The organism is Streptomyces sp. NPDC050439 (assembly GCF_040655335.1).
In the GTDB taxonomy this organism is placed as follows: domain Bacteria; phylum Actinomycetota; class Actinomycetes; order Streptomycetales; family Streptomycetaceae; genus Streptomyces.
Genome location: NZ_JBFAJT010000011.1, coordinates 68,133 through 91,768, shown reverse-complemented (window position 1 = coordinate 91,768; position 23,636 = coordinate 68,133). Strand labels below are relative to the sequence as shown.

At 71.1% G+C, this 23,636-nt stretch carries 19 protein-coding genes; 1 reads left to right on the top strand and 18 read right to left on the bottom strand.

The genetic code is table 11. The features are described 5' to 3' along the window. Nucleotides 1-24: 24 nt before the first annotated feature. The 17 genes from AB0I66_RS36970 to AB0I66_RS36890 form a co-directional block, all read right to left on the bottom strand. A complete protein-coding gene (locus tag AB0I66_RS36970) occupies nucleotides 25-282 on the bottom strand; it encodes a DUF6191 domain-containing protein (protein WP_363212450.1) in 258 nt (85 codons plus the stop codon). Between the two features lie 79 nt (nucleotides 283-361). After that, nucleotides 362-3,478 (bottom strand): AAA family ATPase, encoded by a 3,117-nt coding sequence (locus tag AB0I66_RS36965; RefSeq protein WP_363212449.1) that lies wholly within the window; start codon nucleotides 3,476-3,478, stop codon nucleotides 362-364. A 77-nt stretch (nucleotides 3,479-3,555) separates the two neighbouring features. Next, nucleotides 3,556-3,741, bottom strand: coding sequence for a hypothetical protein (locus AB0I66_RS36960; RefSeq protein WP_363212448.1), 186 nt, complete (start codon nucleotides 3,739-3,741; stop codon nucleotides 3,556-3,558). Between the two features lie 219 nt (nucleotides 3,742-3,960). After that, nucleotides 3,961-4,542 carry a hypothetical protein gene (locus AB0I66_RS36955; RefSeq protein WP_363212447.1) on the bottom strand — a complete coding sequence of 194 codons (582 nt, stop codon included), beginning with the start codon at nucleotides 4,540-4,542 and terminating at the stop codon, nucleotides 3,961-3,963. A gap of 35 nt (nucleotides 4,543-4,577) precedes the next feature. Continuing rightward, complete coding sequence (locus AB0I66_RS36950; RefSeq protein ID WP_363212446.1) at nucleotides 4,578-5,180, bottom strand: GNAT family protein; 603 nt, start codon at nucleotides 5,178-5,180, stop codon at nucleotides 4,578-4,580. Next, nucleotides 5,149-7,392, bottom strand: a complete 2,244-nt coding sequence (locus AB0I66_RS36945; RefSeq protein ID WP_363212444.1) for an MMPL family transporter — start codon at nucleotides 7,390-7,392, stop codon at nucleotides 5,149-5,151. Before AB0I66_RS36945 ends, AB0I66_RS36950 begins: the two co-directional genes overlap by 32 nt. A 214-nt stretch (nucleotides 7,393-7,606) precedes the next feature. Next, complete coding sequence (locus AB0I66_RS36940) at nucleotides 7,607-9,712, bottom strand: phosphocholine-specific phospholipase C (RefSeq protein WP_363212443.1); 2,106 nt, start codon at nucleotides 9,710-9,712, stop codon at nucleotides 7,607-7,609. A 128-nt stretch (nucleotides 9,713-9,840) separates the two neighbouring features. After that, nucleotides 9,841-11,133 (bottom strand): SLC13 family permease, encoded by a 1,293-nt coding sequence (locus AB0I66_RS36935; RefSeq protein ID WP_363212442.1) that lies wholly within the window; start codon nucleotides 11,131-11,133, stop codon nucleotides 9,841-9,843. Nucleotides 11,134-11,227: 94 nt separating this feature from the next. Continuing rightward, a complete protein-coding gene (gene gatB / locus AB0I66_RS36930; protein ID WP_363212441.1) occupies nucleotides 11,228-12,739 on the bottom strand; it encodes an Asp-tRNA(Asn)/Glu-tRNA(Gln) amidotransferase subunit GatB in 1,512 nt (503 codons plus the stop codon). Nucleotides 12,740-12,755: 16 nt separating this feature from the next. Next, nucleotides 12,756-12,998: a hypothetical protein gene (locus tag AB0I66_RS36925; protein WP_361838300.1), complete on the bottom strand. Its 243-nt coding sequence runs from the start codon at nucleotides 12,996-12,998 to the stop codon at nucleotides 12,756-12,758. Beyond that, complete coding sequence (gatA, locus tag AB0I66_RS36920; RefSeq protein ID WP_363212440.1) at nucleotides 12,995-14,500, bottom strand: Asp-tRNA(Asn)/Glu-tRNA(Gln) amidotransferase subunit GatA; 1,506 nt, start codon at nucleotides 14,498-14,500, stop codon at nucleotides 12,995-12,997. Before gatA ends, AB0I66_RS36925 begins: the two co-directional genes overlap by 4 nt. 5 nt (nucleotides 14,501-14,505) lie before the next feature. Then, a complete protein-coding gene (gatC, locus tag AB0I66_RS36915) occupies nucleotides 14,506-14,802 on the bottom strand; it encodes an Asp-tRNA(Asn)/Glu-tRNA(Gln) amidotransferase subunit GatC (RefSeq protein WP_016642027.1) in 297 nt (98 codons plus the stop codon). A gap of 122 nt (nucleotides 14,803-14,924) precedes the next feature. After that, complete coding sequence (locus tag AB0I66_RS36910; RefSeq protein ID WP_363212439.1) at nucleotides 14,925-17,321, bottom strand: bifunctional diguanylate cyclase/phosphodiesterase; 2,397 nt, start codon at nucleotides 17,319-17,321, stop codon at nucleotides 14,925-14,927. 249 nt (nucleotides 17,322-17,570) lie between these two features. Continuing rightward, entirely contained in the window at nucleotides 17,571-19,754 is a 2,184-nt protein-coding gene (gene ligA / locus AB0I66_RS36905; RefSeq protein ID WP_363212438.1) for an NAD-dependent DNA ligase LigA, read from the bottom strand. A 30-nt stretch (nucleotides 19,755-19,784) separates the two neighbouring features. Next, the gene (locus AB0I66_RS36900; RefSeq protein WP_363212437.1) at nucleotides 19,785-20,780 is read right to left on the bottom strand and encodes a methionine synthase; all 996 of its coding nucleotides are present in this window, start codon (nucleotides 20,778-20,780) and stop codon (nucleotides 19,785-19,787) included. Next, nucleotides 20,777-21,466 carry an SDR family oxidoreductase gene (locus tag AB0I66_RS36895; RefSeq protein ID WP_363212436.1) on the bottom strand — a complete coding sequence of 230 codons (690 nt, stop codon included), beginning with the start codon at nucleotides 21,464-21,466 and terminating at the stop codon, nucleotides 20,777-20,779. Before AB0I66_RS36895 ends, AB0I66_RS36900 begins: the two co-directional genes overlap by 4 nt. Before the next feature lie 42 nt (nucleotides 21,467-21,508). Then, nucleotides 21,509-22,054 carry a TIGR00730 family Rossman fold protein gene (locus AB0I66_RS36890; protein ID WP_363212435.1) on the bottom strand — a complete coding sequence of 182 codons (546 nt, stop codon included), beginning with the start codon at nucleotides 22,052-22,054 and terminating at the stop codon, nucleotides 21,509-21,511. A gap of 80 nt (nucleotides 22,055-22,134) precedes the next feature. Between AB0I66_RS36890 and AB0I66_RS36885 the strand changes: the two genes are divergently transcribed. Continuing rightward, nucleotides 22,135-22,461: a DUF427 domain-containing protein gene (locus AB0I66_RS36885; RefSeq protein WP_363212434.1), complete on the top strand. Its 327-nt coding sequence runs from the start codon at nucleotides 22,135-22,137 to the stop codon at nucleotides 22,459-22,461. Between the two features lie 21 nt (nucleotides 22,462-22,482). Here AB0I66_RS36885 and mnmA read toward each other — a convergent pair whose 3' ends face one another. Further along, entirely contained in the window at nucleotides 22,483-23,619 is a 1,137-nt protein-coding gene (gene mnmA, locus AB0I66_RS36880; RefSeq protein ID WP_363212433.1) for a tRNA 2-thiouridine(34) synthase MnmA, read from the bottom strand. Between the last annotated feature and the right edge of the window lie 17 nt (nucleotides 23,620-23,636).

Genomic DNA, 23,636 nt, shown 5'->3' with positions numbered 1-23,636 from the left:
GGAACCGCCGGGGGTGGGGCTGGGCTAACGCTGGTGCTCGGTGTACGCCGCGGTCTCCGGGGGCGTGTCGGCGGTGTCGGCGGGGGCGGCTGCGGCGGCCGGTTCCTGGGGCTCCTGGGTCGGCTGCTGCGGGACCCTCACCACTACCTTGCCGGAGGTCAGGTCTATGGGGCCGCGGCTCGGGTCGCCGTCGGCCACGTCGACCCGGCTCAGTTCCAGCCGCTTCTGCTCGTCGTCCGTGTGTTTGCGGCCGGGCTGGAAAAGCTCGATCGGGTTGAACACTGCGCCTCCTGGCGGCCGGGTTCCTCCTTCCAGCGTAAGCGAGCGGCCGCGAAACCCTCCGGGGGCGGGAAAGCGCAGGTCAGCCCGTGGACTGTGCGCGATCTGCGGGGAACAGGCGCAGGCGGTGGGCCAGGGCCGCCGCCTCGCCCCGGCCGGCGACGCCCAGCTTGGCGAGGATGTTGGAGACGTGGACGCTCGCCGTCTTCGGGGAGATGAAGAGCTCTTCGGCGATCTGCCGGTTGCTGCGGCCGGCGGCGACGCGGCGGAGCACGTCACGCTCCCGGCTCGTGAGGCCGAGGGCCTCGGCGGGGTCGACCGGCGTGAGGTGCGGGCTCGCGGTGTGGTGATCGTCGTCGTTCAGGACGAGGCGGGCACGCTGGGCGAGCCCGGCGACGGACTCGGCGAGGGGCCGGGCCCGTAGCCCCTCGGCGGTTTCGAGGGCCTGTCTCAGCAGCCCGGCGGCGCGCTCGCGATCCGCTTCGGTGGCCGGGCCCGTCCCCGCAGTGGTCGCGAGGAGGGACTCGGCGAGGCGGAGGCGGACCCGCGCCACGTCGTAGGGGCGGCCGAGGGGTTCGAAGGCGGTGACCGTGGCGGACCAGTCGTCGGGGGTGTCGCGGTCCTCGGCGCGCAGGAGTTCCGCGCGTACCCACTTCTCGTGGGCGACCCAGACCGGCACGGGTGAGGGGAGGTTCTTGGCGACCCGGCGGATGCTGTCGATGGCCTCGGCCCGGCCGGGCTCGGCGGCGGGCAGGCCGCGCGATTCGGCCTCCGAGGTGGCGGCGGCGAGCAGCAGGGCCCAGGTGTAGCGCTGGGTGCCGGGCGGGAAGCCCGTGGCAACGGCCCGTTCGAGCTCGGCGCGTGCCTCGGCGACCCCGGCCGCGCGGTCGGGGTCGGCGGCGGCGATGCCGATGGCGGCGGTGACCATGGGCAGGGAGTACTGCGGCATCAGGTCGTGCGAGCCGTAGTGGGCGCGGGCCGTGGCCAGTTGGGCGGCGGCTTCGGCCATGTCACCGCGGCCGAGGGCGACGGAGGTGAGCTGCAGGGCCGCGCCGCCCCGCGGTTTGACGCTGAGCGCGCCGCGGCGGGCCGCCTCGGACGCGTCGACCGCCTCGTCCCAACGGCCCAGCGAGACAAGGGTCTCCGCCTTGTTGACCTGGACCCAGCTCTCGGTGTCCGTGAGGCCGTACTTCCGGCAGAGCGCGAGGCCCTGTTCGCCGACCTCCAGGGATTCGAGGGAGCGGCCCGCCCCTTCGAGCACGGACGGCAGGTTGACGTGGATGTGCGGGACACGGGAGACGAGGGGAGGCGGCTCCATGCAGCGGTCCCGCACCGCGTACATCTCCGCGAGCCCGTCCTCGACGTCGCCCGCGTCGACCATGAGGCCGCCGAGGATGAGCCGGGCGTTGAGTTCGGTCTCCTCGGCCTTGACCATCCGGGCGTATTCGACGGCACGTTGGGCCGCGGCCAGGGTCTCGGCGCCGGGGTTGTGGAGCATGCCCCAGGAGGCGACGTTCGTGAGGACCTCGGCGTGCACCTCGGACGGCGGGAGGCCGCGGACCAGGTCCTGCGCGGTGGCGATCTCCGCCCAGCCGTCGCCGCGGGCGAGCGTGGAGGTGAGCCGGGAGCGCTGGATCCAGAACCAGGCGGCGCGCAGGGGGTCCTGCTCGTCCTCGAGGAGCCGCAGCGCACGCTTGGTGATCTTCAGGGCGCGTTCCCGCTCCCCGCTGAGGCGGCCCGCGACGGCGGCCTCCGCCATGAGGTCGAGGTAGCGCAGGGGGGTGGTGGCGGGGTCGCAGGCGCAGGGAGGGTAGACCTCGGCGTAGTCGAGGGGGCGCAGTGCGAGGCGTATGTCCTCGGGGGCGTCGTCCCACAGCTCCATCGCCCGTTCGAGGAGGCGCAGTTGCTCGGAGTACGCGTAGCGGCGGCGGGCCTCGACGGAGGCCCGCAGGACCGCGGGGAGCGCCTTGGCGGCGTCATGCGCGTGATACCAGTAGCTGGCGAGGCGGGCGGCGCGCTGGTCGGCGGCCACGAGTGAGGGGTCGGCCTCCAGGACCGTGGCGAAGCGGCGGCTGATCCGGGAGCGCTCACCGGGCAGCAGGTCGTCGCCGACGGCCTCGCGCACCAGGGAGTGCCGGAAGCGGTAGCCGTCGCCGTCGGGGGACGGCAGCAGGATGTTGGCGCCGACGGCGGCCCGCAGCGCCTCGATCAGGTCGTCCTCCGCGAGGCCCGCGACCGCGGCGAGCAGCGGGTACTCGACGGTCGAGCCGCCCTCGGCGACGATCCTGGCCACCCGCTGGCTGTCCTCGGGCAGCTCCTCGACGCGTACGAGCAGGAGATCGCGCAGGGAGTCCGTGAGGCCGGCGCAGCTGCCGCCATGCGTGGCGACCGCGAGCTCCTCGACGAAGAAGGCGTTGCCGTCCGAGCGGTCGAAGATGTCGTCCACCAGCTTCTGCGCGGGCTCGGCGCTGAGGATTCCCGCCATCTGGCGGGCGACCTCGATCTTGCTGAAGCGGGACAGCTCGATGCGTCGCACCGTGCGCAGGCGGTCGAGCTCGGCCAGGAGCGGGCGCAGCGGGTGGCGGCGGTGGATGTCGTCGGCGCGGTATGTCGCGACGACGACGAGGCGGCCGCTGCGCAGCGTGCGGAAGAGGTAGGCGAGGAGGTGGCGGGTGGAGGCGTCGGCCCAGTGCAGGTCCTCCAGGGCGACGACCACCGGGCGGTCGGTGGCCAGGCGTTCCAGGAGGCGGACGGTCAGCTCGAAGAGGCGGGCCATGGCCTCCTCGTCGTGCTGGGCGTCGGTGCCCCGGCGGCGCTGCGGTGCCTCGCCGAGTTCGGGAAGGAGCCGGGCGAGCTCGCCCTCCTGGTCGGCGGCGGCGGCGTCCACCTCGTCGGGGAGCTGGCGGCGCAGGGAGCGCAGGGCGCTGGAGAAGGGGGCGAAGGGCAGGCCGTCCGCGCCTATCTCGACGCAGCCGCCAAGGGCGACGACGGCGCCTTCGGCGTGGGCCGCCGCGGTGAACTCCTCGATGAGGCGGGTCTTGCCGACGCCGGCCTCGCCGCCGAGCAGCAAGGCCTGCGGCTCGCCCGTGCCGGGGGTCGTCCCCTTGGCACGGGCGAGTGCGTCTTTCAGTACGCCCAGCTCGTCGGAACGGCCGACGAACACGGGACTTACGGACCTGGTCTCCACAGCGGTGAGCATTGCACAGGGTGAGTGCTCGGTGGCAGCGGATATCCCAAGGGCAGAGACCGCCGCTCCGTTCGCCCCCGCCGCGCTCATCACGCGGCCCGGGAGAAGAGGCTTCTCCACTGGGCCGTACTCACCTGCCCCTCGGTTCCGTGGCGGGCCGAACGGCGGGCTGCGCGGGCCGCCTTGGCCGCACGGGCCTCGCGCAGCAGGCGGCGGCGGTCGGCCTCACGGACGAGGTCGGCGGCGCGCAGCTGGTGCATTTCGTACTCGAACATGAGAACTCCCTGGCTTTCTGAGTGGCTGCTGGCTTCCTTCTGACCGCTACTTTCGTCTGCCAGGGAGGGGTGGCACATCGGGAGAGTGCCGCATCTTGAGGGCTCAAGGGGCCTTAGGAGGGTGGGAGGGGGCCTTAGGACTCTCGTTCCTCAGGTACGCGAAAACGCCGAAGGGGCTGCGATGCAGCCCCTTCGGCGTTCTGAGTACCTGGCCCGTCATCAACTCGTCGACGGCAGCCCGTAGATCAGGTCCGAGTACTTGGCGATGGCAAGGAGCAGGCCGATGACGCCCAGGGCGACACCCGCCCACGCGCCCGACTTGATCCACGGTGCCTGCACCTGGTCGGGCGCACCGAACGCGGGCCGGACCAGGACGACGAACCCGACGACCAGCGCGGCGAGCGCGAAGGCGCCGGCGATCAGCGCCGTGACCTGCCAGGAGTCGCCGTACAGCGCCTGGATCTGGTCGGCGACGCTCGCCGACTGCTTGGTCTCCAGCTGCCCGACGATGTTCGAGCGCGCCGCGGCGACCGTGCCGAGCCAGCCGCCGGACAGGCCGATCACACCGAGAGCGGCGGAGACGACGGCCGCGGCGCCCTGGAACACGCCGGTGGACTTGGCCGGGGCGACCTCTTCCACCACGACGAGCTCATCGGCGTCGTCGTCCTCGACGTCATCGGCCTCGACGGCGTCCACCTTCGTGGCGTCCACCTTCGTGGCGTCCTTGGTGTCCGCGGCCTCCGGCTCTGCGGGCTTCGCGGCCGCCTCGGCCGCGGTCTCGTCCTCTGTCTTAGTTCCCATGCCCCGCACCGTACGGACGGAGTCTGAGAGCTTTCTTAACGAGCCACATCCGTGTGATCGGGGCCCCCGGCGCCCGCCGTCTCACGCGCCTCGCGCGCCTTGCGCCACTCCGGCGCGAGCACCGACCACACCTCCATGTCGTGCCGCACCCCCTGCCAGGGGAAGCACTCCCGCAGCACCCCGTCCTTGGTCATCCCGAGCCGCTTGGCCACCGCCTTGCTGCGGTCGTTCGCCGTGGAGACCAGCCACTCCACGCGGTGCATGCCGCGCTCGAACACCGCCCAGTCGACGAGGACCTCACTCGCCCTGGTGATCAGACCGCGCCCGGCGGCCGAAGGCTCGAGCCAGACGCCGACCTCGCAGCTCTCCATGGCCGTGTCGAAGATCCGGAAGAGCACTCCCCCGACGAGCGTGCCGTCCAGCCAGACGCCGTACAGGCGCCCCGTGTCGGCGGCCTGCCTGTCCGCGAACATCTGGAGCAGCTCCCGGGCCGAGTCGAGGTCCTTCGCCCGCACGGTCAGGGGCACCCACGGCCCCGCGTACTCCCGCGCGCGCTCGACGTGCGCGAGGAACTCCTCGGCCTGCCACGGCTCGATGGGCCGCAGCTCAGCGCCCTCTCCCAGCGATATCGCGAACATCCCGCTCCTTCACTCCGTCCGGCAGTACGGGGATCCTCGCACCAGGGACGGTTTTACTCGAACGACATTCCGGCGGCTCGATGCTGATGCGCGGCAGCCAGCGGTCGAGGCCGCGCGGCAGCCACCAGTTGGCGCCGCCGAGCATGTGCATCAGGGCGGGCACGAGCAGCGTGCGCAGGACGAAGGCGTCGAGCGCGACCGCTGCCGCGAGGCCGATGCCGAACATCGCGATGACCCGGTCGCCGCTGAGGACGAAGGCGAGGAAGACCGAGATCATGATGACGGCCGCGGAGTTGATCACGCGGCTCGTCTCGGCGAGGCCGACGCGGACGGCCCGCCGGTTGTCGCCGGTCTCCAGCCACTCCTCGTACATCCGACTGACCAAGAAGACCTGGTAGTCCATCGAGAGCCCGAAGAGGACCGACACCATGATCACGGGCAGGAAGGGTTCGATCGGTCCTGCCGAGCCGAGGCCGAGGAGCTCACTCCCCCAGCCCCACTGGAAGATCGCGACGACGACCCCGAAGGCGGACGCCACCGCCGCCACGTTCATCGCGGCGGCCTTCAGCGGGATGCCGATGGACCGGAAGGCGAGAAGCAGCAGGACGCAGCCGAGCCCGATGACCACGCCCACGAAGAGCGGCAGCTTGCCGACGATGATCTCCGCGAAGTCGTCGTAGCTCGCCGTGACACCGCCGACCTTGAGGTCCAGCGAGGTGTCGGCCTCGGCTCGCGGAAGGACGTCGTCGCGCAGCCGGTCGACGAGATCGCTGGTGCGCTGCGACTGGGGGGACGAGTCCGGTACGACGGTGAGGTGGGCGACCGTGCCGTCGGCGCCGTACGTGACGGGGCTGACGGAGGCAACGCCCTGGGTCGATTCGAGGGTGTTGCCGAGGTTGGTGAGGGCGAGCCGGTCGCCCGCTCCGTCGACGTGCGTGACGAGCGTGAGGGGGCCGTTCACGCCGGGGCCGAAGCCGTCCGCGAGCAGGTCGTAGGCCTGCCGGGTGGTGGCGGACGCCGGGTTGTTGCCCTGGTCGGAGGTGCCCAGGTGGAGGGAGAGCGTGGGCAGGGCGAGCACCGCCATGACGGCGACGGCGATCCCGCCGAGGAGCTTCGGGTGCCGCTCGACGAAGGCGGACCAGCGGGCGGCGAGCCCGGTGGGCAGCTCCGGGGCCGGGCCGTGTTCGGCGAGGGCGCGCCGTTCGCGGCGGCTGAGCGCCCGCGGCCCGATCCAGGACAGGAGCGCGGGCAGCAGGGTCACCGACGCGGCGACCGTGAGGAGCACGGTCAGCGATCCGGCGATGGCGACGCCGTTGAGGAAGCTGAGCCGCAGGATGAGCATGCCGAGCAGCGCGATGCACACGGTGGCGCCCGCGAAGACGACCGCGCGCCCCGTGGTGGCGACCGCGCGCTCGGCGGCGACGGCCACCGGAAGGCCCTGTTTGAGGCCCTTGCGATGTCTGGTCACGATGAACAGCGCGTAGTCGATGCCGACGCCGAGTCCGATCAGGGTGCCCAGCATCGGGGCGAAGTCCGCGACGGTCATGACGTGCCCGAGCAGCACGATGCCCGCGTAGGCCGTGCCGACCGACACCAGCGCCGTGGCGATGGGCAGGATCGAGGCGGCGAGCGAGCCGAAGGCGAGGAAGAGCACCACGGCGGCGACGGCGACCCCGACGATCTCGGCGGTCTGCGCGCTCTTGGACTCGGTGAGGGCGACGGCGCTGCCGCCGAGCTCCACCTCCAGGTGGTCCGAATCGGCGGCCTTCGCGGTGTCGACGAGGGCCTGCGCGTCCGCCTTCTCGATGGCGTCGGCCTGCTCGCGGAAGGTGACGGTCGCGTACGCGATGCGCGCGTCGCCGCTGATCTGCGCGGCGCCGTGCTGTCCGTACGGACTGCTGACGGAGGCGACAGCCGGCATGTCATCGATGCGGTCGAGGGTGTCGGTCATCGTCTGCTCGACGTCGGCGGCGCGCACCGTCGCGCCCGCCTCGGTCCGCCAGACGACGGTGTCGCTGTCGCCGCCGAGTCCCTCGAACCCCTCGTTCAGGAGCTCGGTCGCACGGCCGGACTCGGTGCCCGGCACCTCGTAGTCGTTCGAGTACGCGGAGCCGGCGAGCGCCGCGGCGCCCGCGGCGCCGAAGAGGGCGATGAGCCAGAGCAGTACTGCGAGGAGGCGATGCTTCACACACCACCGTGCGAGTGCTGCCACTGACCTGCTCCCTGGGGTGGTTCGTGGATCTTCATCGGGAACAGTCGTGAATGACCTGAAAAGCCCGCAAAGAACGTATGAGCGACGACATGTGCGCCAGAGACACTTTGACAGGGCCTGGAGATCGTTGGTCCGGTTCGTGGGTTTCCTCACAAGAGCACAAAAGGTGTGCGAGGCCCCACCGGGACCTCGCACACCCTGAGAAGTGAGGGCTTCAGCCCGATACGCTCGCGCGTCCGTTCTCTATGTGCCCCATCAGACGGCGCCGAAAGGCGGGCTCGCCCGCGGACGTGACCTGGAAGTCGTACCAGCCGTGCTCGTCGTCCGTCCGCCAGGCGATCGTGCGGCTGCTGCCCGCCTTCACCCGGACGATCCTGGTCCGCTTCCTGACGTCGTCCTCGTCCACGTATCCGAGCGGCTTGACCGTGAAGACGAGCTCCTTGCGGCCCCGGTTGGCCAGGGTCACGTGGAGCTCACGGCGGGTGATCGCGGAGGAGAGCTGCGCGCCGCCGTCCTTGCCGCCCGCGAACTCGCGCCGGAAGCCGTTCGGCCCCGTGACCGTGAAGGCGTACGTGTCCTTGGCGACCGGCACGGTCCAGGAGCCCTCGCGCACGACGTCCAGGTGCTGCGGGACCGCGAACTCACCGGCGTACGGATAGAGCGCGAAGTGCGCGCTGGAGCGGCCGCCGTTGCGCAGCCGTACGGAGAGGGCTCCGTCACGCCCCGGCTTCACGTACGCGTCGGGCTGGTAGGGCAGGGGGCGGGCGCGGCGGGTGCCCGGCTCCTGGACCGGCATGGACTGCTTCAGGGGCGGCTGCGGGGCCCAGCGGCCGCTGAACTCCGGGATGGCGCCGGGCTGTTCGACCTCGGGCTGCCGGTGGCCGCGCCGGAAGTCGAAGGCGCCGGTGAGATCGCCGGTGACCTTGCGGCGCCAGGCGCTGATGTTGGGTTCCTTGACGCCGGTCCACTTCTCCAGGAAGCGCACGACGGAGGTGTGGTCGAAGACCTCGGAGGTGACGTAGCCGCCGACGGTCCAGGGCGAGACGACGAGCATGGGGACGCGCACGCCGAGGCCGGTGGGCTTGCCCTCCCAGCGCTCCTCCTGGTCCTCGGGGGAATTCGTGCCGGGCACGGGCGGCGGGACATGGTCGAAGAAGCCGTCGTTCTCGTCGTAGTTGATGAAGACGGCGGTGCGCCGCCAGACCTCGGGGTGCGAGGCGAGGGCGTCCAGAACCTTGTAGACGATGGTCGCGCTGTGGATCGGTGAGGAGACGCTGGGGTGCTCGGAGTCCAGGGCGGAGGGCACGAGATAGCTGACCTTGGCCAGCTTGCCGCCCGCGACGTCCTTCGCGAACTCCTCCGCGAGCTTGCCGGTGGGCACGCGCCGCAGGCCGCGCTCGAACAGCGACCTCTCCGCCTTGGTGAGGGTCGCGACGCCCTCCTCCAGGGTGGCGAGCAGCTTCGCCCGCTCGGCCTCGTCCTTGGCGTCGCGCACCTTGGCGTAGAAGGCCTCCATGTAGGTCAGCTCGGTCTTGGCGAGGACCTTGCGGGCGATGGCCTTGAAGGTGGTGAAGAACTCGATCTGGTTGTCGGTGAAGTTCTCCCACTCCGTGTACGTCCGCCAGCTCACGCCCGCCTTCTCCAGGCGCTCGGCGTACGTCCCCCAGTCGTAGCCGGGGTGCTTGCCCTCGTCGTACGCGTCGTTGCCGACGGCGCGCCTGCCGTTCGCCTCGTAACCCGTCTTGCCGCTCCACAGGTGGTTGCGGTTGGGGCTCGTGGAGGTGTGGACGGAGGAGTGGTAGGCGTCGCAGACGGTGAAGGTGTCGGCGAGTTCGTAGTGCAGCGGGATGTCGTCGCGCGTGTAGTACGCCATCGTCGCCGCGGTCTTGGCGGTGATCCAGCCGTCGTTCCAGCCGTCGTGCCAGGCCTTGGCGCCGCCGCTCCAGGAGTGGTCGAGGGCGCCGATGTACTGCAGGTCCTTCTTCTGCGCGGCGGCGGCCTCGCGGACCGGGAAGGGCAGGACGGTGCGCAGCGCGCCCGGCTGCTCGAACACGGACGTGCCGTTCGGGAGCCTGACGGCGTTGCGGTCGCCGAAGCCGCGTACGCCGCGCAGGGCACCGAAGTAGTGGTCGAAGGACCGGTTCTCCTGCATCAGGATGACCACGTGCTCGATCGAGTCGAGCCCGCCGCTGCCGGGTTTGTGCCGGTCCTGCGCCAGTGCCAGCTGCAACGACGGCGGCAGGAAGGATCCGACGGCGGCGGCGCCGACCGCGCCACCGCCGACCGCCATCAGTCGCCTGCGCGAAATCTCGGGGGACACGTAACGACCTCCAGTCGACGGCCAATGGTTCTCCGCTGATCCATTGGCCTACTCGGCGGGACGCTAGTGAAGTCCGGTATCCGTGTGAAGACTTGGGGACGAAGTCGACGTGAACGGATGCCCGGTGCTCAGGCGCCGATCAGCAGCCCCGCCCACAGCGCGACGGTCGACGCCGCCAGCGTGAGGGGCACGGTCAGCATGCCGAGCCGGGTGAAGGTCCCCAACTCGGCGTCCGTGCCGTGGTCGTGCAGGATGCGGCGCCACAGCAGGGTGGCGAGCGAGCCGACGTACGTCAGGTTCGGGCCGATGTTGACGCCGATCAGGGCGGCGAGAACGGGCCCGGGCCCGGCGGGCGCGACGGCGGGCAACAGCGCCAGGATGGCCGGCAGGTTGTTGATGAGATTGGCGAGCACGGCGGCGAGGCCCGCGATGGCGAGGAGCGCGGGCAGCGAGGCGCCGTCCGGCAGGAGCCATTCGATGCCGGAGCCGAGGCCGTTGTCGACGACCGCCTTGACGACGATGCCGAGCGCGAGCACGAACAGGCAGAACAGCGGGTTCGCGGAGCGGACGAGTGCGGTGGCGCTCGTACGTCGTCGAAGCAGCGCACGGACCGCGAGCACCGCGGCTCCCGCGAGGGCGGCCCACAGTGGTTCGGCGCCGGCGAACGAGGTGACGACGAATCCGGCGAGCGTGAGCCCGAGGACGACGAGCGTGAAGACAGGTACGGGGGTCGGCTCGGCCTCCTTGGGCTCTTCGGCGCCGGCGTCCAGGTCGGCGGCGAAGTACCGCCGGAAGACGGCGTACTCGATCCCGATGGCGACCAGCCACGGCACCGCCATGAGCAGCGCGAACCGCGTGAAACTCAGCCCACTGGCGGTGAGGGCGAGGAGGTTGGTGAGGTTGGAGACGGGCAGCAGGAGTGACGCCGAGTTGGCGAGGTGCGCGGTGGCGTAGACGTGCGGGCGCGGCCTCGCCCCGACGCGGGCCGCGGTGGCGAAGACGACCGGCGTGAGCAGGACGACGGTGGCGTCGAGGCTGAGCACGGCGGTGATCGCCGCGGCCACCCCGAAGACCCCGCCGAGCAGCGCCCGGGTCCGCCCCCCGCAGATCCGGGCGACGAGGTCCCCGGCGGCGGCGAAGAGCCCGTCATCCGCGCAGAGTTGCGCGAGCACGAGCACGGCGGCGAGAAACCCGACCACGGGCAGCAGACTCTGCACCTCGGCGAGCGCGTGCTCCGGCGAGACGGCCCCGAGCCCCACGACGATCCCCGCGGCGGGCAGCGCGGCGGCGGCCTCCGGCCACTTCTTGGGCCGTATGACGGCGAACGCGAGCACAGCGAGAAGCAGGCCGACGGAGAGGACCTCGGCGGTGACGGTGTTCAGGGGGACGCTCCGTGGCCCGGTGGGGGGTTCGAACAGCACCCCGCCCACCCACTCGATCGCTCCGGGGCAATCGGATGGGTGGGCGGGGCAGATCCGCCGCGAGCGGCGGTTCAGGCCGTACCGGCGAGAGGGCTCAGCCCTCCACGCCCAGCTTCTGAAGGATCAGCTCCTTGACGCGGGCGGCGTCGGCCTGACCCCTGGTGGCCTTCATGACCGCGCCGACCAGTGCACCCGCCGCAGCGACCTTGCCACTGCGGATCTTGTCCGCGACCGCGGGGTTACCGGCGATCGCTTCCTCCACGGCAGTGGACAGCGCGCCCTCGTCCGAGACGACCTTCAGGCCGCGCTTCTCGACGACCTCGTCCGGCGTGCCCTCGCCCGCGAGGACACCCTCGAAGACCTGGCGCGCCAGCTTGTCGTTCAGGTCGCCCTTGGTGACCAGCTCGGCGACCCTGGCGACCTGCGCCGGGGTGACCGGCAGCTCGTCGAGGGCCCGGCCCGTCTCGTTGGCGTTACGGGCCAGCTCGCCCATCCACCACTTGCGCGCGGCAGCCGAATCGGCGCCCGCCTCGATCGTGGCGACGATGGGGTCGACCGCACCGGCGTTCAGGATCGACTGCATGTCGTGCTCCGAGACACCCCACTCCTCACGGAGCCGGTTGCGGCGCACGCGCGGCATCTCGGGCAGACCGGCACGCAGCTCCTCGACCCAGGTGCGGGCCGGGGCGACAGGGACCAGGTCGGGCTCCGGGAAGTACCGGTAGTCCTCGGCGTTGTCCTTGATGCGGCCCGACGTCGTGGAGCCGTCCTCCTCGTGGAAGTGACGGGTCTCCTGGACGATCGTTCCGCCGCCGTTCAGGACGGCCGCGTGCCGCTGGATCTCGAAACGCGCCGCACGCTCCACGGAACGCAGCGAGTTGACGTTCTTCGTCTCCGAGCGCGTACCGAACTCCTCACGGCCGTGCGGCCGCAGGGACAGGTTCACGTCGCAGCGCATCTGGCCCTTGTCCATCCGGGCCTCGGACACGTCCAGCGCCTTGATGACCTCGCGCAGCTCCGCGACGTACGCCTTGGCGACCTCGGGAGCCCGCTCGCCCGCACCCTCGATCGGCTTGGTGACGATCTCGATGAGCGGGATGCCGGCGCGGTTGTAGTCCAGGAGCGAGTGCGAGGCGCCGTGGATACGGCCCGTCGCACCGCCCACGTGCGTGGACTTGCCGGTGTCCTCCTCCATGTGGGCGCGCTCGATCTCCACGCGGAAGACCTCGCCGTCCTCCAGCTGGACGTCCAGATAGCCGTTGAAGGCGATCGGCTCGTCGTACTGAGAGGTCTGGAAGTTCTTCGGCATGTCCGGATAGAAGTAGTTCTTCCGGGCGAAGCGGCACCACTCGGCGATCTCGCAGTTCAGCGCGAGACCGATCTTGATGGCGGACTCGACGCCGATCTCGTTGACGACCGGCAGCGCGCCGGGCAGGCCGAGACAGGTCGGGCAGGTCTGGCTGTTGGCGTCCTGCTTGAGCTCGGTGGAGCAGCCGCAGAACATCTTGGTCTTGGTGCCCAGCTCGACATGGACCTCAAGGCCCATGACGGGGTCGTACGTCGCGAGGGCATCCTCGTACGACACCAGGTCAGTCGTGGCAGTCACGGTGAAACTTTCCCTCTCAACCCAGCAGGACGTCGTCGTCGCCGAGCTTCTTCAGCTCGCGATAGAGCAGAGCAAGACCGGTGACGATGGCGGCGGCGGAGACAGCGGCGTCGATGAGACGCAGCGTGTCGTTCTCCTTGCGGGCCAGCCTGGCCTGCTTGACGACCGAGATCGCGCCGAAGGCGGTGGTGCCCATCGACAGGTACGCGCCGGGCTTGGACTTCTTGAAGCCCTGGGCCTTGGCAGTCATAGGACTCATAGTGACGGTGCCTCCTCAAGCAGCGGGTGACCCCACCTTTCCACGAAGGCGGCCTCTACGGCAGCGCCGACCTTGTAAAGGCGGTCGTCCTTCATGGCCGGGGCGATGATCTGCAGTCCGACGGGCAGGCCGTCCTCCGGCGCGAGACCGCAGGGCAGCGACATGGCGGCGTTGCCCGCCATGTTCGACGGGATGGTGCACACGTCCGCGAGGTACATCGCCATCGGGTCGTCGGCGCGCTCGCCGATCGGGAAGGCGGTGGTGGGCGTCGCGGGCGAGACGATCACGTCGACCTGCTCGAAGGCCTTCTCGAAGTCCTTCGTGATCAGGGTGCGGACCTTCTGGGCGCTTCCGTAGTACGCGTCGTAGTAGCCGGAGCTCAGTGCGTACGTGCCCAGGATGACGCGGCGCTTGACCTCGTCGCCGAAGCCCGCCTCACGGGTGAGCGCGGTGACGTCCTCGGCGGACTTCGTGCCGTCGTCCCCGACCCGCAGGCCGTAGCGCATGGCGTCGAAGCGCGCGAGGTTCGAGGAGCACTCGGAGGGCGCGATCAGGTAGTACGCGGAGAGCGCCAGGTCGAAGGACGGGCAGTCCAGCTCGACGATCTCGGCGCCGAGCTCCTTGAGCAGCGCGACCGACTCCTGGAAGCGCTGGACGACACCGGCCTGGTAGCCCTCGCCCGCGAACTGCTTCACGACGCCGACCCGCATGCCCTGTACGGAGCCGTTGCGGGCCGCCTCGACGACCGCCGGGACCGGGGCGTCGATGGACGTCGAGTCGAGCTCGTCGTGCCCGGCGATGACCTCGTGCAGGAGCGCCGCGTCCAGGACCGTGCGGGCGCAGGGCCCGCCCTGATCGAGGGAGGACGAGAACGCGACCATGCCGTAGCGCGAGACGCCGCCGTACGTGGGCTTGACGCCGACCGTGCCGGTGACGGCCGCGGGCTGGCGGATGGAGCCGCCGGTGTCCGTGCCGATGGCGAGCGGGGCCTCGTACGAAGCGAGGGCCGCGGAGGAACCGCCGCCGGAGCCGCCGGGGATGCGGGTGAGGTCCCACGGGTTGCCGGTGGGGCCGTAGGCGCTGTTCTCGGTGGAGGACCCCATGGCGAACTCGTCCATGTTGGTCTTGCCGAGGATGACGACGTCGGCGGCCTTCAGGCGCTTGGTGACGGTCGCGTCGTACGGCGGGATCCAGCCCTCGAGGATCTTCGAGCCGACCGTGGTCGGTACGCCCTCGGTGGTGAAGATGTCCTTGAGCGCGAGCGGGACGCCGGCCAGCGGGCCGAGCTTCTCGCCCTTCTCCCGCTTGGCGTCGACGGCGCGGGCCTGCGCGAGCGCGCCCTCGCGGTCGACGTGCAGGAAGGCGTGCACCTTCTCGTCCACGGCGTCGATGCGGGCGAGGTGGGCCTCGGTGACCTCGACGGCCGTCAGCTCGCCGGAGGCGACCTTCGCGGCGATGTCGGCGGCGGTGAGCCTGATGATGTCGATCTTGCTGTCCGTCATGGTGGTTAGTCCTCCCCCAGGATCTGCGGCACCTTGAAACGCTGCTGCTCTTGGGCCGGGGCGCCGGAGAGCGCCTGCTCGGGGGTGAGCGACGGACGGACCTCGTCCGCGCGCATGACGTTCGTCAGCGGCAGCGGGTGGGAGGTCGGCGGTACGTCTTGGTCGGCGACCTCGGAGACGCGGGCGACCGCGCCGATGATGTCGTCGAGCTGTCCGGCGAAGTGGTCGAGCTCCTCGTCCTTCAGCTCAAGACGTGCTAGGCGGGCGAGGTGGGCGACCTCCTCGCGCGTAATGCCAGGCATGCGGCGATCCTCTGGGGGTGAGTGTGTGGTTTGTGGCCCCAATCCTATGGGGCCACACCCCATGCCCGTGAAACGGATTGCCTCGGCCGGGCCGGGCCGCCTCCTCGCGGGGCCCGCCCGGCCTACTTCGCGATGTCGGCCCCGGCCTCGGCCGCTGCCGCGGCGGCGGCCTCCTCGGCGGCGACGTCGACCGGGCGGCGCCACCCTCGGGAGCCCCTGGCGCGCAGCCAGGCGGTGGTCTCGTCCGGCGGCATCGCGGCGGCGACCAGCCATCCCTGCACCGCGTCGCACCCCAGGTCGCGCAACCGCTCCCACGTCTCGTCGTCCTCGACGCCCTCGGCGACGACGAGCAGCCCCAGGGAGTGCGCGAGGTCGACCGTGCAGCGGACGATCTCCGCGTCCTCGTTGTCGACGGCCAGGCGCGCGACGAACGAGCGGTCGATCTTCAGTTCGCTCACCGGCAGCCGCCGCAGGTGCACCAGGGAGGAGTACCCCGTGCCGAAGTCGTCGAGCGACATCTTGACGCCGTGGCCGGTCAGGCCGGCCAGGGTGTCCGCGGCCCGCTGCGGGTCCTCCAGGAGGACGTGTTCCGTTATCTCCAGTTGGAGCGCTCCCGCGGGGACCCCGTGACGGGCCAGACGCGCGGCGACGGCGCCCGCGAAGCCGGGCGTGTGCACGTCACGCGGCGAGACGTTCACCGCGACGGGGACCTTGAGGCCCATCGCCTGCCACTTCGCCACCTGGCAGAGGGCGGTCTCCAGGACGTACTCCGTGAGGTGCGGCATGAGGCCGGAGGACTCCGCGATGGCGATGAACTCGTCCGGCGGCACCTTTCCGCGCTCGGGATGCACCCAGCGCACCAGCGCCTCCAGGCCCGCCACCCGTCCGTCGAACTGGACCTTCGGCTGGTAGTGCAGCTCCACGTCGCCCGCGTCGAGTGCCCGGCGCAGATCGCCCAACAGGCCGAGGCGGTCGGGGGTGTTGGAGTCCCGCTTGGACTCGTACACCTCGACGCCCGTGCGGTCCCGCTTGGCCTGGTACATCGCGACGTCCGCCCGGCGGAGCAGCCCTTCGGCGTCCATGGCGTGGTCGGGGAAGACGGCGAGTCCGGCGCTGGCCTCCAGGACCAGCGTCAGGCCGTCGAGGTCGAGGGGTGAGCCGAGGGCGGCGACAAGGGACCGTGCCACGCGGGTGGCGGACGTCGTGGAGTCGGCGACGGGCAGCAGGACGGCGAACTCGTCACCGCCGAGCCGCGCGGCCTCCGCACCGCGCGGCAGGGCGAGCCGCAGCCGGTCGGCGATCTGCAGCAGTAAACGGTCGCCCGCGAGGTGACCGAGGGTGTCGTTCACCGACCGGAAGCGGTCCATGTCGATCAGCATCAGCGCGGAGCGGGCCCCGATCCGCTCGGCGTCGTCCAGTGCCGTCCAGGTCCGTTCGAGGAGCCACTGGCGGTTGGGCAGGCCGGTGAGCGGGTCGCGCAGCTGCTCCTCGGCCCTGGCCCGCGCTATCCACAGCGTCGAGTCGAGCGCGACGAGGGGGATCGCGAAGAGCGGCAGCAGTATCGGCGTCGAGGCGGCGACCACGCAGATCAGCGGCGCGATGCCGAGCAGCGCGACGCCGACGAGTCCCTGGCGGACCAGGGCCGTTCGGGTGACCGTGGGCAGGGCGCCGGTGCGCGGCGCGTGGACGTACCAGAGCAGGACGCGGGTGACCACGAGGTACGCCGCGGCGGCGAGGGCCACCTCGGGGGCGGAGTACAGGTCCCAGGTCTCGGGCAGCCAGGGCGACTCCGTCGTCGGGGCGGTGCCGAACGCGGCCATGGCGAGCGCGCCCGCGCCGATGCCGAGGATGTCGACCGCGCCGTGCAGGATGCCCTGGCGCCAGCGGTGGCGGCGCGCGACGCCGACGAGGACGACGACGGTGAGGCTGACCATTCCGGCGGGCACCCAGCCGTACAGCAGGAGCACGGCGACCGTGAGCGCGCCGCCCGATCCCGTGCCGCCCCACCAGCGGTCGCGGCCGAGCGCCACGAGATGGCCGACGATGAGACCCGTGAGCACGGCGAGGGACCAGCCGACCGTGCCGGAGGGGAACAGGGCGCCCCGTCCGGTGGACGCGTGGAAGAAGCCCGTGCCGAGCACCACCGCGGCGAGCGTCACGACGACAACCGGAAGCACCGGCCAGGGGTCCCGCTCGCTCGATCCGTCGTCCGGGCCGTGTGCCTCGGCGCCGCGCCAGAGCGGCCTGCGCCGCCCCTCGACGCCGGTCTGGGTGGAACAGGGCCCCGCGTCCCGCCCGCCCGCGCTCTCGCCGACACCGAGCTCCTGCGTGCCGTAACCGCCGACGGTGCTCCATGCGCGTTCGCGCCGCTCAACTGCCGTGCTCGGGACGGCGGGGCGCTCTCTCTCCGCTTCGCGTGTCCCCCGTGCCGCTCTGCGTCCGCTGAGCCACGCGCCCGGTCCGCGCCGCAGGCGCGCGCGCAGCCGGGAGTCCGGTGCGGCGCTCTCGGTCGGTTCCATTCCCGTCCCTCTCACAGCCGGCGGTGCCCAAGCCACGCGGACTCGCTCCAGAAGTCAGCCGCGTCTGAAACTCCTTCCCCGTGCTCCCGATGAGCAGGGGATACCCCAATCGCAGCGGGGCACGGCAGGCGCACACCTCAACAGTAGGCCGCAGAAGGCTTCCACGGGCAGCGGTCCACAACGGTTGCCCGAATGCGACCCGGCCACCCGTATGCATCTGGTATGCGCTGAACGGGTGGCCTTCAACCGCTACTCCTCGGTCGGAAGCGCGACTTCCGCTGCCGCGTCCGGTCCCTGTTCCAGCAGGACGGCGAAGCCTTCCTCGTTGAGAACCGGAACCTTCAGCTGCATCGCCTTGTCGTACTTCGAGCCGGGGTTGTCGCCCACGACCACGAATGCCGTCTTCTTCGAAACGGAACCGGTGACCTTTGCTCCCCGGCTCTGCAACGCATCTTTTGCGCCATCCCGCGTGTGGTGCTCCAGCGTTCCGGTCACGACGACGGTGAGGCCTTCGAGCGGTCGCGGCCCCTCGTCCTCTCCCCCGCCCTCTTCCTCCATGCGGACCCCGGCGGCGCGCCACTTGCGCAGGATCTCCCGGTGCCAGTCCTCCTCGAACCACTGCTTCAGGGAGGCGGCGATGGTCGGGCCGACCCCCTCCACGGCGGCCAGCTCCTCCTCCGTGGCCTGCTCGATCCGGTCGATGGACCGGAACTCGCGGGCCAGCGCCTCGGCGGCGACCGGGCCCACGTGGCGGATGGAGAGGCCCGTGATGACGCGCGCGAGCGGGCGCTCCTTGGCCGCCGCGATGTTCTCCAGCATGGACAGGGCGTTCTTCCTGGCCTCGCCCTGCTGGTTGGCGAAGACCGTGGCGATCTTCTCCTCGCCGGTCTTCGGGTCGCGCTTGGGCAGCCCGCTGTCCTGATCCAGTACGTACGCCTTGATCGGCAGGAGGCGCTCGATGGTGAGGTCGAAGATGTCGCCCTCGTCCAGGACCGGCGGCTCGGACGGCTCCAGGGGCTTGGTCAGCGCGGCGGCCGCGACATACCCGAAGTTCTCGATGTCCAGGCTCTTCCGGCCCGCCAGATAGAAGAGGCGCTCGCGCAACTGGGCGGGGCAGGATTGGGCGTTCGGGCAGCGGAGGTCGATGTCGGCCTCCTTCATGGGCCGCAGCGCCGTCCCGCACTCGGGGCACTCGGCGGGCATCACGAACTCCCGCTCGGTGCCGTCGCGCAGGTCCACGACCGGGCCGAGGATCTCCGGGATGACGTCGCCCGCCTTGCGCAGGACGACCGTGTCCCCGATGAAGACGCCCTTCTTCTTCACCACGTCCTGGTTGTGCAGGGTCGCGAACTCGACCTCGGAGCCCGCGACCGTGACGGGCTCCACCTGGGCGTACGGCGTGACGCGGCCGGTGCGGCCGACGCCCACGCGGATGTTCACCAGCTTGGTGTTGACCTCCTCGGGGGCGTACTTCCAGGCGATCGCCCAGCGCGGTGCGCGCGAGGTCGAGCCGAGGCGGCCCTGGAGCGGGATCTCGTCCAGCTTCACGACGACGCCGTCGATCTCGTGCGCGACGGAGTGGCGGTTCTCGCCGAAGTACGTGATGAAGTCCCGCACGCCGTCGAGCCCTTGGACCACCTTGTTGTGCTGGGCGGTGGGCAGGCCCCAGGCCTTCAGGAGGTCGTAGGCGTGGCTGAGGCAGTCGATGTCGAAGCCCTCGCGGGCGCCGATGCCGTGGACGACCATGTGCAGCGGGCGGGTGGCGGTGACGCGCGGGTCCTTCTGGCGCAGTGAACCCGCCGCCGCGTTGCGCGGGTTGGCGAAGGGCTTGTCGCCGGCCTCCACCAGGCGGGCGTTGAGCTCCTCGAACTTCTCCATGGGGAAGAAGACCTCGCCGCGGATCTCGACGAGGGCGGGGATGTCGTCGCCCTTGAGGCGGTCCGGAATGTCCGCGATCGTGCGGACGTTCGGAGTGATGTCCTCGCCGGTGCGGCCGTCGCCGCGGGTGGCCGCGCGGGTGAGCTTGCCGTCCTCGTACGTGAGGTTCACGGCGAGGCCGTCGATCTTCAGCTCGCACAGGAAGTGGTGGTCGCTGGTGCCGACCTCCTTGCCGACGCGGTCGGCCCAGGCGGCAAGCTCCGCGTCGTCGAAGGCGTTGTCCAGGGAGAGCATGCGCTCGCGGTGCTGGACCGAGGTGAACTCGGTCTCGTACGCCCCGGAGACCTTCTGGGTGGGCGAGTCCGGCGTGCGCAGCTCGCTGTACTCCTCCTCCAGGGCCTGAAGTGAGCGGAGGAGCTTGTCGAACTCGGCGTCACTGACGACCGGTTGATCGTTCACGTAGTACCGGAAGCGGTGCTCCTCGATCTGTTCGGCCAGCTGGGCATGCTGATCCCGTGCCTCGGCGGGCACAGAGCCTTGCTGTTCGACAGCCACCGTTACATCCTCCCGTTACGTCATACCCAATTACTCAGGGTTGTCCGCGAGTGATCTCGCCGCCCGGGCGCAGTGGGCGAGCACCGCGCGTGCGTACGCGGGAGAAGCCCCCGCGAGGCCGCACGACGGAGTGACCACGACCGACTCCGCGAGAGAACCCGGATTCAGCCCCAGCCTGCGCCACAACGTCCTGACACCCATGACGCTACCGGCAGGGTCTGACAATGGGCCGTCCACGCCCGCCACGACACCGGCGAAGAGCTTCGTGCCCCCCTCGACGGCCTCGCCGATCGCCTCGTCGTCACGCTCGGTGAGCAGCGAGAAGTCAAACGAGATCGCGTCGGCGCCGGCCCGGCGAAGGAGCGCGAACGGCACGTCCGGCGCGCAGGAGTGCACGACGGCGGGCCCGTCGTGCACGCCGAGCACCTCCCGCAGGGTGCTCTCCACGAGCTGGCGGTCCACGGCGCGGTGGGTGCGGTACTCGCTCGCGGTCTTGATGTGCCCGCGCAGCACGCCGATGAGCGAGGGCTCGTCGAGCTGGAGCACGATCTGCGCGCCGGGGATGCGGCGGCGTACGTCCGCGAGGTGGACGCGCAGGCCTTCGGCGAGCGATCCGGCCAGGTCACGGCAGGCGCCGGGGTCGGAGAGCGCGGCCTCGCCGTTCTTCAGCTCCAGGCCCGCGGCCAGCGTCCACGGCCCGACGGCCTGCACCTTGACCGGCCCTTCGTACCCCTGGGTGAACTCCTCCAGGGCGTCGAGGTCCTCGCCGAGCCAGGCCTTCGCGCGCCGCGTGTCGCGCCCCGGCCGGTCGCCGATCCGCCAGCCGCTGGGCTCTACGCGCGCGTAGAGCTCGACCAGCATTCCGGCGGTCCGTCCGAGCATGTCGGCGCCGGGCCCTCGGGCGGGCAGCTCGGCCAGATACGGGAAGTCCTCGAAACTGCCGGTGACGGTCTTCGCGGCCTCGCGGGCGTCACCACCGGGCATGGACCCGATGCCGGTGGCCGGGCCCCAACGAAACGCGTTCACTGTCCGGGCCGCACCGTCAGGTCGTTGACCTCCGCGTCGCGCGGCAGGTCGACGGCCATCAGGATCGTCGTGGCGACGGACTCCGGGTCGATGAAGCGGGAGGGGACGTACTCCTTGCCCTCCTGCTGGTGGACCTTGGCCTGCATGGCGCTCGCCGTGCGGCCCGGATAGACGGAGGTGACGCGGACGCCGTTCGCGTGCTCCTCGCCGCGCAGGGAGTCCGCCAGGGCCTTGAGGCCGTGCTTGGAGGCGGCGTAGGCGGACCAGGCGGGGCTGGCGCTCAGGCCGGCGCCGGAGTTCACGAAGACCACGTGGCCCCGGGTGGCGCGGAGTTGGGGCAGGAAGTGGCGGGTCAGTTCGGCGGGGGCGATGAGGTTGACGTTGAGCTGGTGGCGCCAGGACTTCGGGGTGAGGTCACCGACCGGGCCCAGGTCGACGACGCCCGCGATGTGCAGCAGGGAGTCCACCCGCTCGGGCAGCGACTGGTGGCCGAACGCCCAGGAGAGCTTGTCGGGGTCGGAGAGGTCGCCCACGAGCGTGGCCGACCCGGGGAACTGCGCCGCGAGTTCCTTGGCCCGTCCCGCGTCCCGTGCGTGCAGGACGAGCGCGTCGCCGCGTGCGTGGAGGCGGCGGGCCACGGCCGCGCCGATGCCGGAGCCGGCCCCGGTGATCACATGTGTTGCCATGCGCCCATCGTCGCACCCCGGCAGCCGCAGCTCAGCGTGTGGTCACTGGGTGCCCATGGCCTCTTCCAGGTACGCGAGCGCGCCCACGGGCTCCTCGGCGAAGAAGACGAGGCCGGTCAGCGGCACCGGCAGGAAGCCCTCGTCCTCCATGCGCTGGAACTGTTCCTTCAGGCCGTCGTAGAACCCCGCCGAGTTGAGCAGGACCACCGGCTTGGTGTGCTTGCCGTGCTTCTTCAGTTCGAGGATCTCGGTGGCCTCGTCCAGCGTGCCCGTGCCGCCGACCATGATCACGATTGCGTCCGACTTCTCCAGGAGCAGTGCCTTGCGCTCGGCGAGGTCACGCGCGATCACCATCTCGTCGGGCGCGGTCACGGTCCTGGCCTTGGCGGCGAGGAAGTCCACGGAGACGCCGACGAGGCCCCCGCCCGCCTCGTGCACACCATCGGCGACGACCTTCATCAGACCGCTCTCCGAACCGCCCCACACGAGGGTGTGGCCGCCCTTGCCGAGCAGTTCGGCGAACTCTCGCGCGGGGCGGGTGTAGCGCTCGGGGAGGTCGGCCGCGGAGAGGAAGACGCAGATGTTCATGGCCTCACCGTACGATCCGGCCCAGACTGGGTGGAACACGGCCGCTCGCAGGGCCTGATCACTCACAGAGGGAGACCGCGGTGACAGCAGGGCACAAGATCACCATCGAGCAGGGCACCGACCTCGTACGCGTGGTGCGCGGAGGCGAGGTCGTGGCCGAAAGCCGCCGCCCGCTGCTGCTGCGCGAGACGGGCTGCCCGGTGCGCTACTACCTCCCTCCGGAGGATGTACGCACCGACGCCCTGACCCCCTCGGACACGACGACCTACTGCCCGTTCAAGGGAACGGCGTCCTATTGGTCGCTGCCCGACGCCGAGGACGCGGTGTGGGCGTACCCCGAGCCGAAGGACGCGGTGGCGCAGATCAAGGACCACTTCTGCTTCTACGAGGTGGAAACGGCCGGGTGATCCCTTGATCCCTACGAGGGCCTAGACAGCCGCCGTCGCCCGCTCCGTCGTGGCGATCGTCGCCGAGCCGACCACGCGTGTGCCGTCGTAGAGCACGATCGCCTGGCCGGGGGCCACGCCGCGTACGGGCTCGTCGAAGGTGACGCGCAGCTCCGAGCCGTCGACCAGCTCCGCGCGCACCGAGGTCTCGCCGCCGTGCGCCCGCAGCTGCGCGGTGTACGTGCCGGGGCCGGTGGGGGCCGCGCCGCACCAGCGGGGCTTGATCGCCGTCAGGCCCGTGACGTCGAGGGCGGCCGCGGGGCCGACCGTCACGGTGTTGTTCACCGGGGAGATGTCCAGGACGTAGCGCGGCTTGCCGTCGGGGGCCGGGGTGCCGATCCGCAGGCCCTTGCGCTGGCCGATGGTGTAGCCGAAGGCGCCCTCGTGGGTGCCCAGCTTGTTGCCGTCGGCGTCGACGATGTCGCCCTCCGCCTTGCCCAGGCGGTCCGCGAGGAAGCCCTGGGTGTCGCCGTCCGCGATGAAGCAGATGTCGTGGCTGTCGGGCTTCTTCGCGACGGCGAGGCCACGCTCCTCGGCCTCCGCGCGGATCTCCTCCTTGGTGGTGAGCGTGTCACCGAGGGGGAACATCGCGTGGGCGAGCTGGCGGTCGTCCAGGACTCCCAGGACGTAGGACTGGTCCTTGGCCATGTCGGAGGCCCGGTGCAGCTCGCGGGTGCCGTCCTCGTTCACGACGACCGTGGCGTAGTGGCCGGTGACGACCGCGTCGAAGCCGAGGGCGAGGGCCTTGTCCAGGAGCGCGGCGAACTTGATCTTCTCGTTGCAGCGCAGGCACGGGTTGGGGGTGCGCCCCGCCTCGTACTCGGCGATGAAGTCCTCGACCACGTCCTCGCGGAAGCGGTCGGCCAGGTCCCAGACGTAGAACGGGATGCCGATGACGTCCGCGGCGCGGCGGGCGTCGCGGGAGTCCTCGATGGTGCAACAGCCTCGCGCGCCCGTGCGGAACGATTGCGGGTTCGCCGAGAGCGCCAGGTGCACTCCGGTCACGTCGTGCCCGGCTTCGGCGGCGCGCGCGGCGGCGACGGCGGAGTCGACGCCGCCCGACATGGCGGCGAGCACGCGGAGGGGGCGGGGGTGCTGCGGGGTCCGGTTCTCAGTCATAGCTCTAACAGGGTACG

Bases quoted from the DNA above. Each gene is read 5' to 3' on its own strand.
- AB0I66_RS36965 (WP_363212449.1), bottom strand. From the start codon at position 3,478: ATGCTCACCGCTGTGGAGACCAGGTCCGTAAGTCCCGTGTTCGTCGGC.
- AB0I66_RS36960 (WP_363212448.1), bottom strand. From the start codon at position 3,741: ATGTTCGAGTACGAAATGCACCAGCTGCGCGCCGCCGACCTCGTCCGT.
- AB0I66_RS36955 (WP_363212447.1), bottom strand. From the start codon at position 4,542: ATGGGAACTAAGACAGAGGACGAGACCGCGGCCGAGGCGGCCGCGAAG.
- AB0I66_RS36950 (WP_363212446.1), bottom strand. From the start codon at position 5,180: ATGTTCGCGATATCGCTGGGAGAGGGCGCTGAGCTGCGGCCCATCGAG.
- AB0I66_RS36925 (WP_361838300.1), bottom strand. From the start codon at position 12,998: ATGAGTCCTATGACTGCCAAGGCCCAGGGCTTCAAGAAGTCCAAGCCC.
- gatA (WP_363212440.1), bottom strand. From the start codon at position 14,500: ATGACGGACAGCAAGATCGACATCATCAGGCTCACCGCCGCCGACATC.
- gatC (WP_016642027.1), bottom strand. From the start codon at position 14,802: ATGCCTGGCATTACGCGCGAGGAGGTCGCCCACCTCGCCCGCCTAGCA.
- AB0I66_RS36910 (WP_363212439.1), bottom strand. From the start codon at position 17,321: ATGGAACCGACCGAGAGCGCCGCACCGGACTCCCGGCTGCGCGCGCGC.
- AB0I66_RS36895 (WP_363212436.1), bottom strand. From the start codon at position 21,466: ATGGCAACACATGTGATCACCGGGGCCGGCTCCGGCATCGGCGCGGCC.
- AB0I66_RS36890 (WP_363212435.1), bottom strand. From the start codon at position 22,054: ATGAACATCTGCGTCTTCCTCTCCGCGGCCGACCTCCCCGAGCGCTAC.
- mnmA (WP_363212433.1), bottom strand. From the start codon at position 23,619: ATGACTGAGAACCGGACCCCGCAGCACCCCCGCCCCCTCCGCGTGCTC.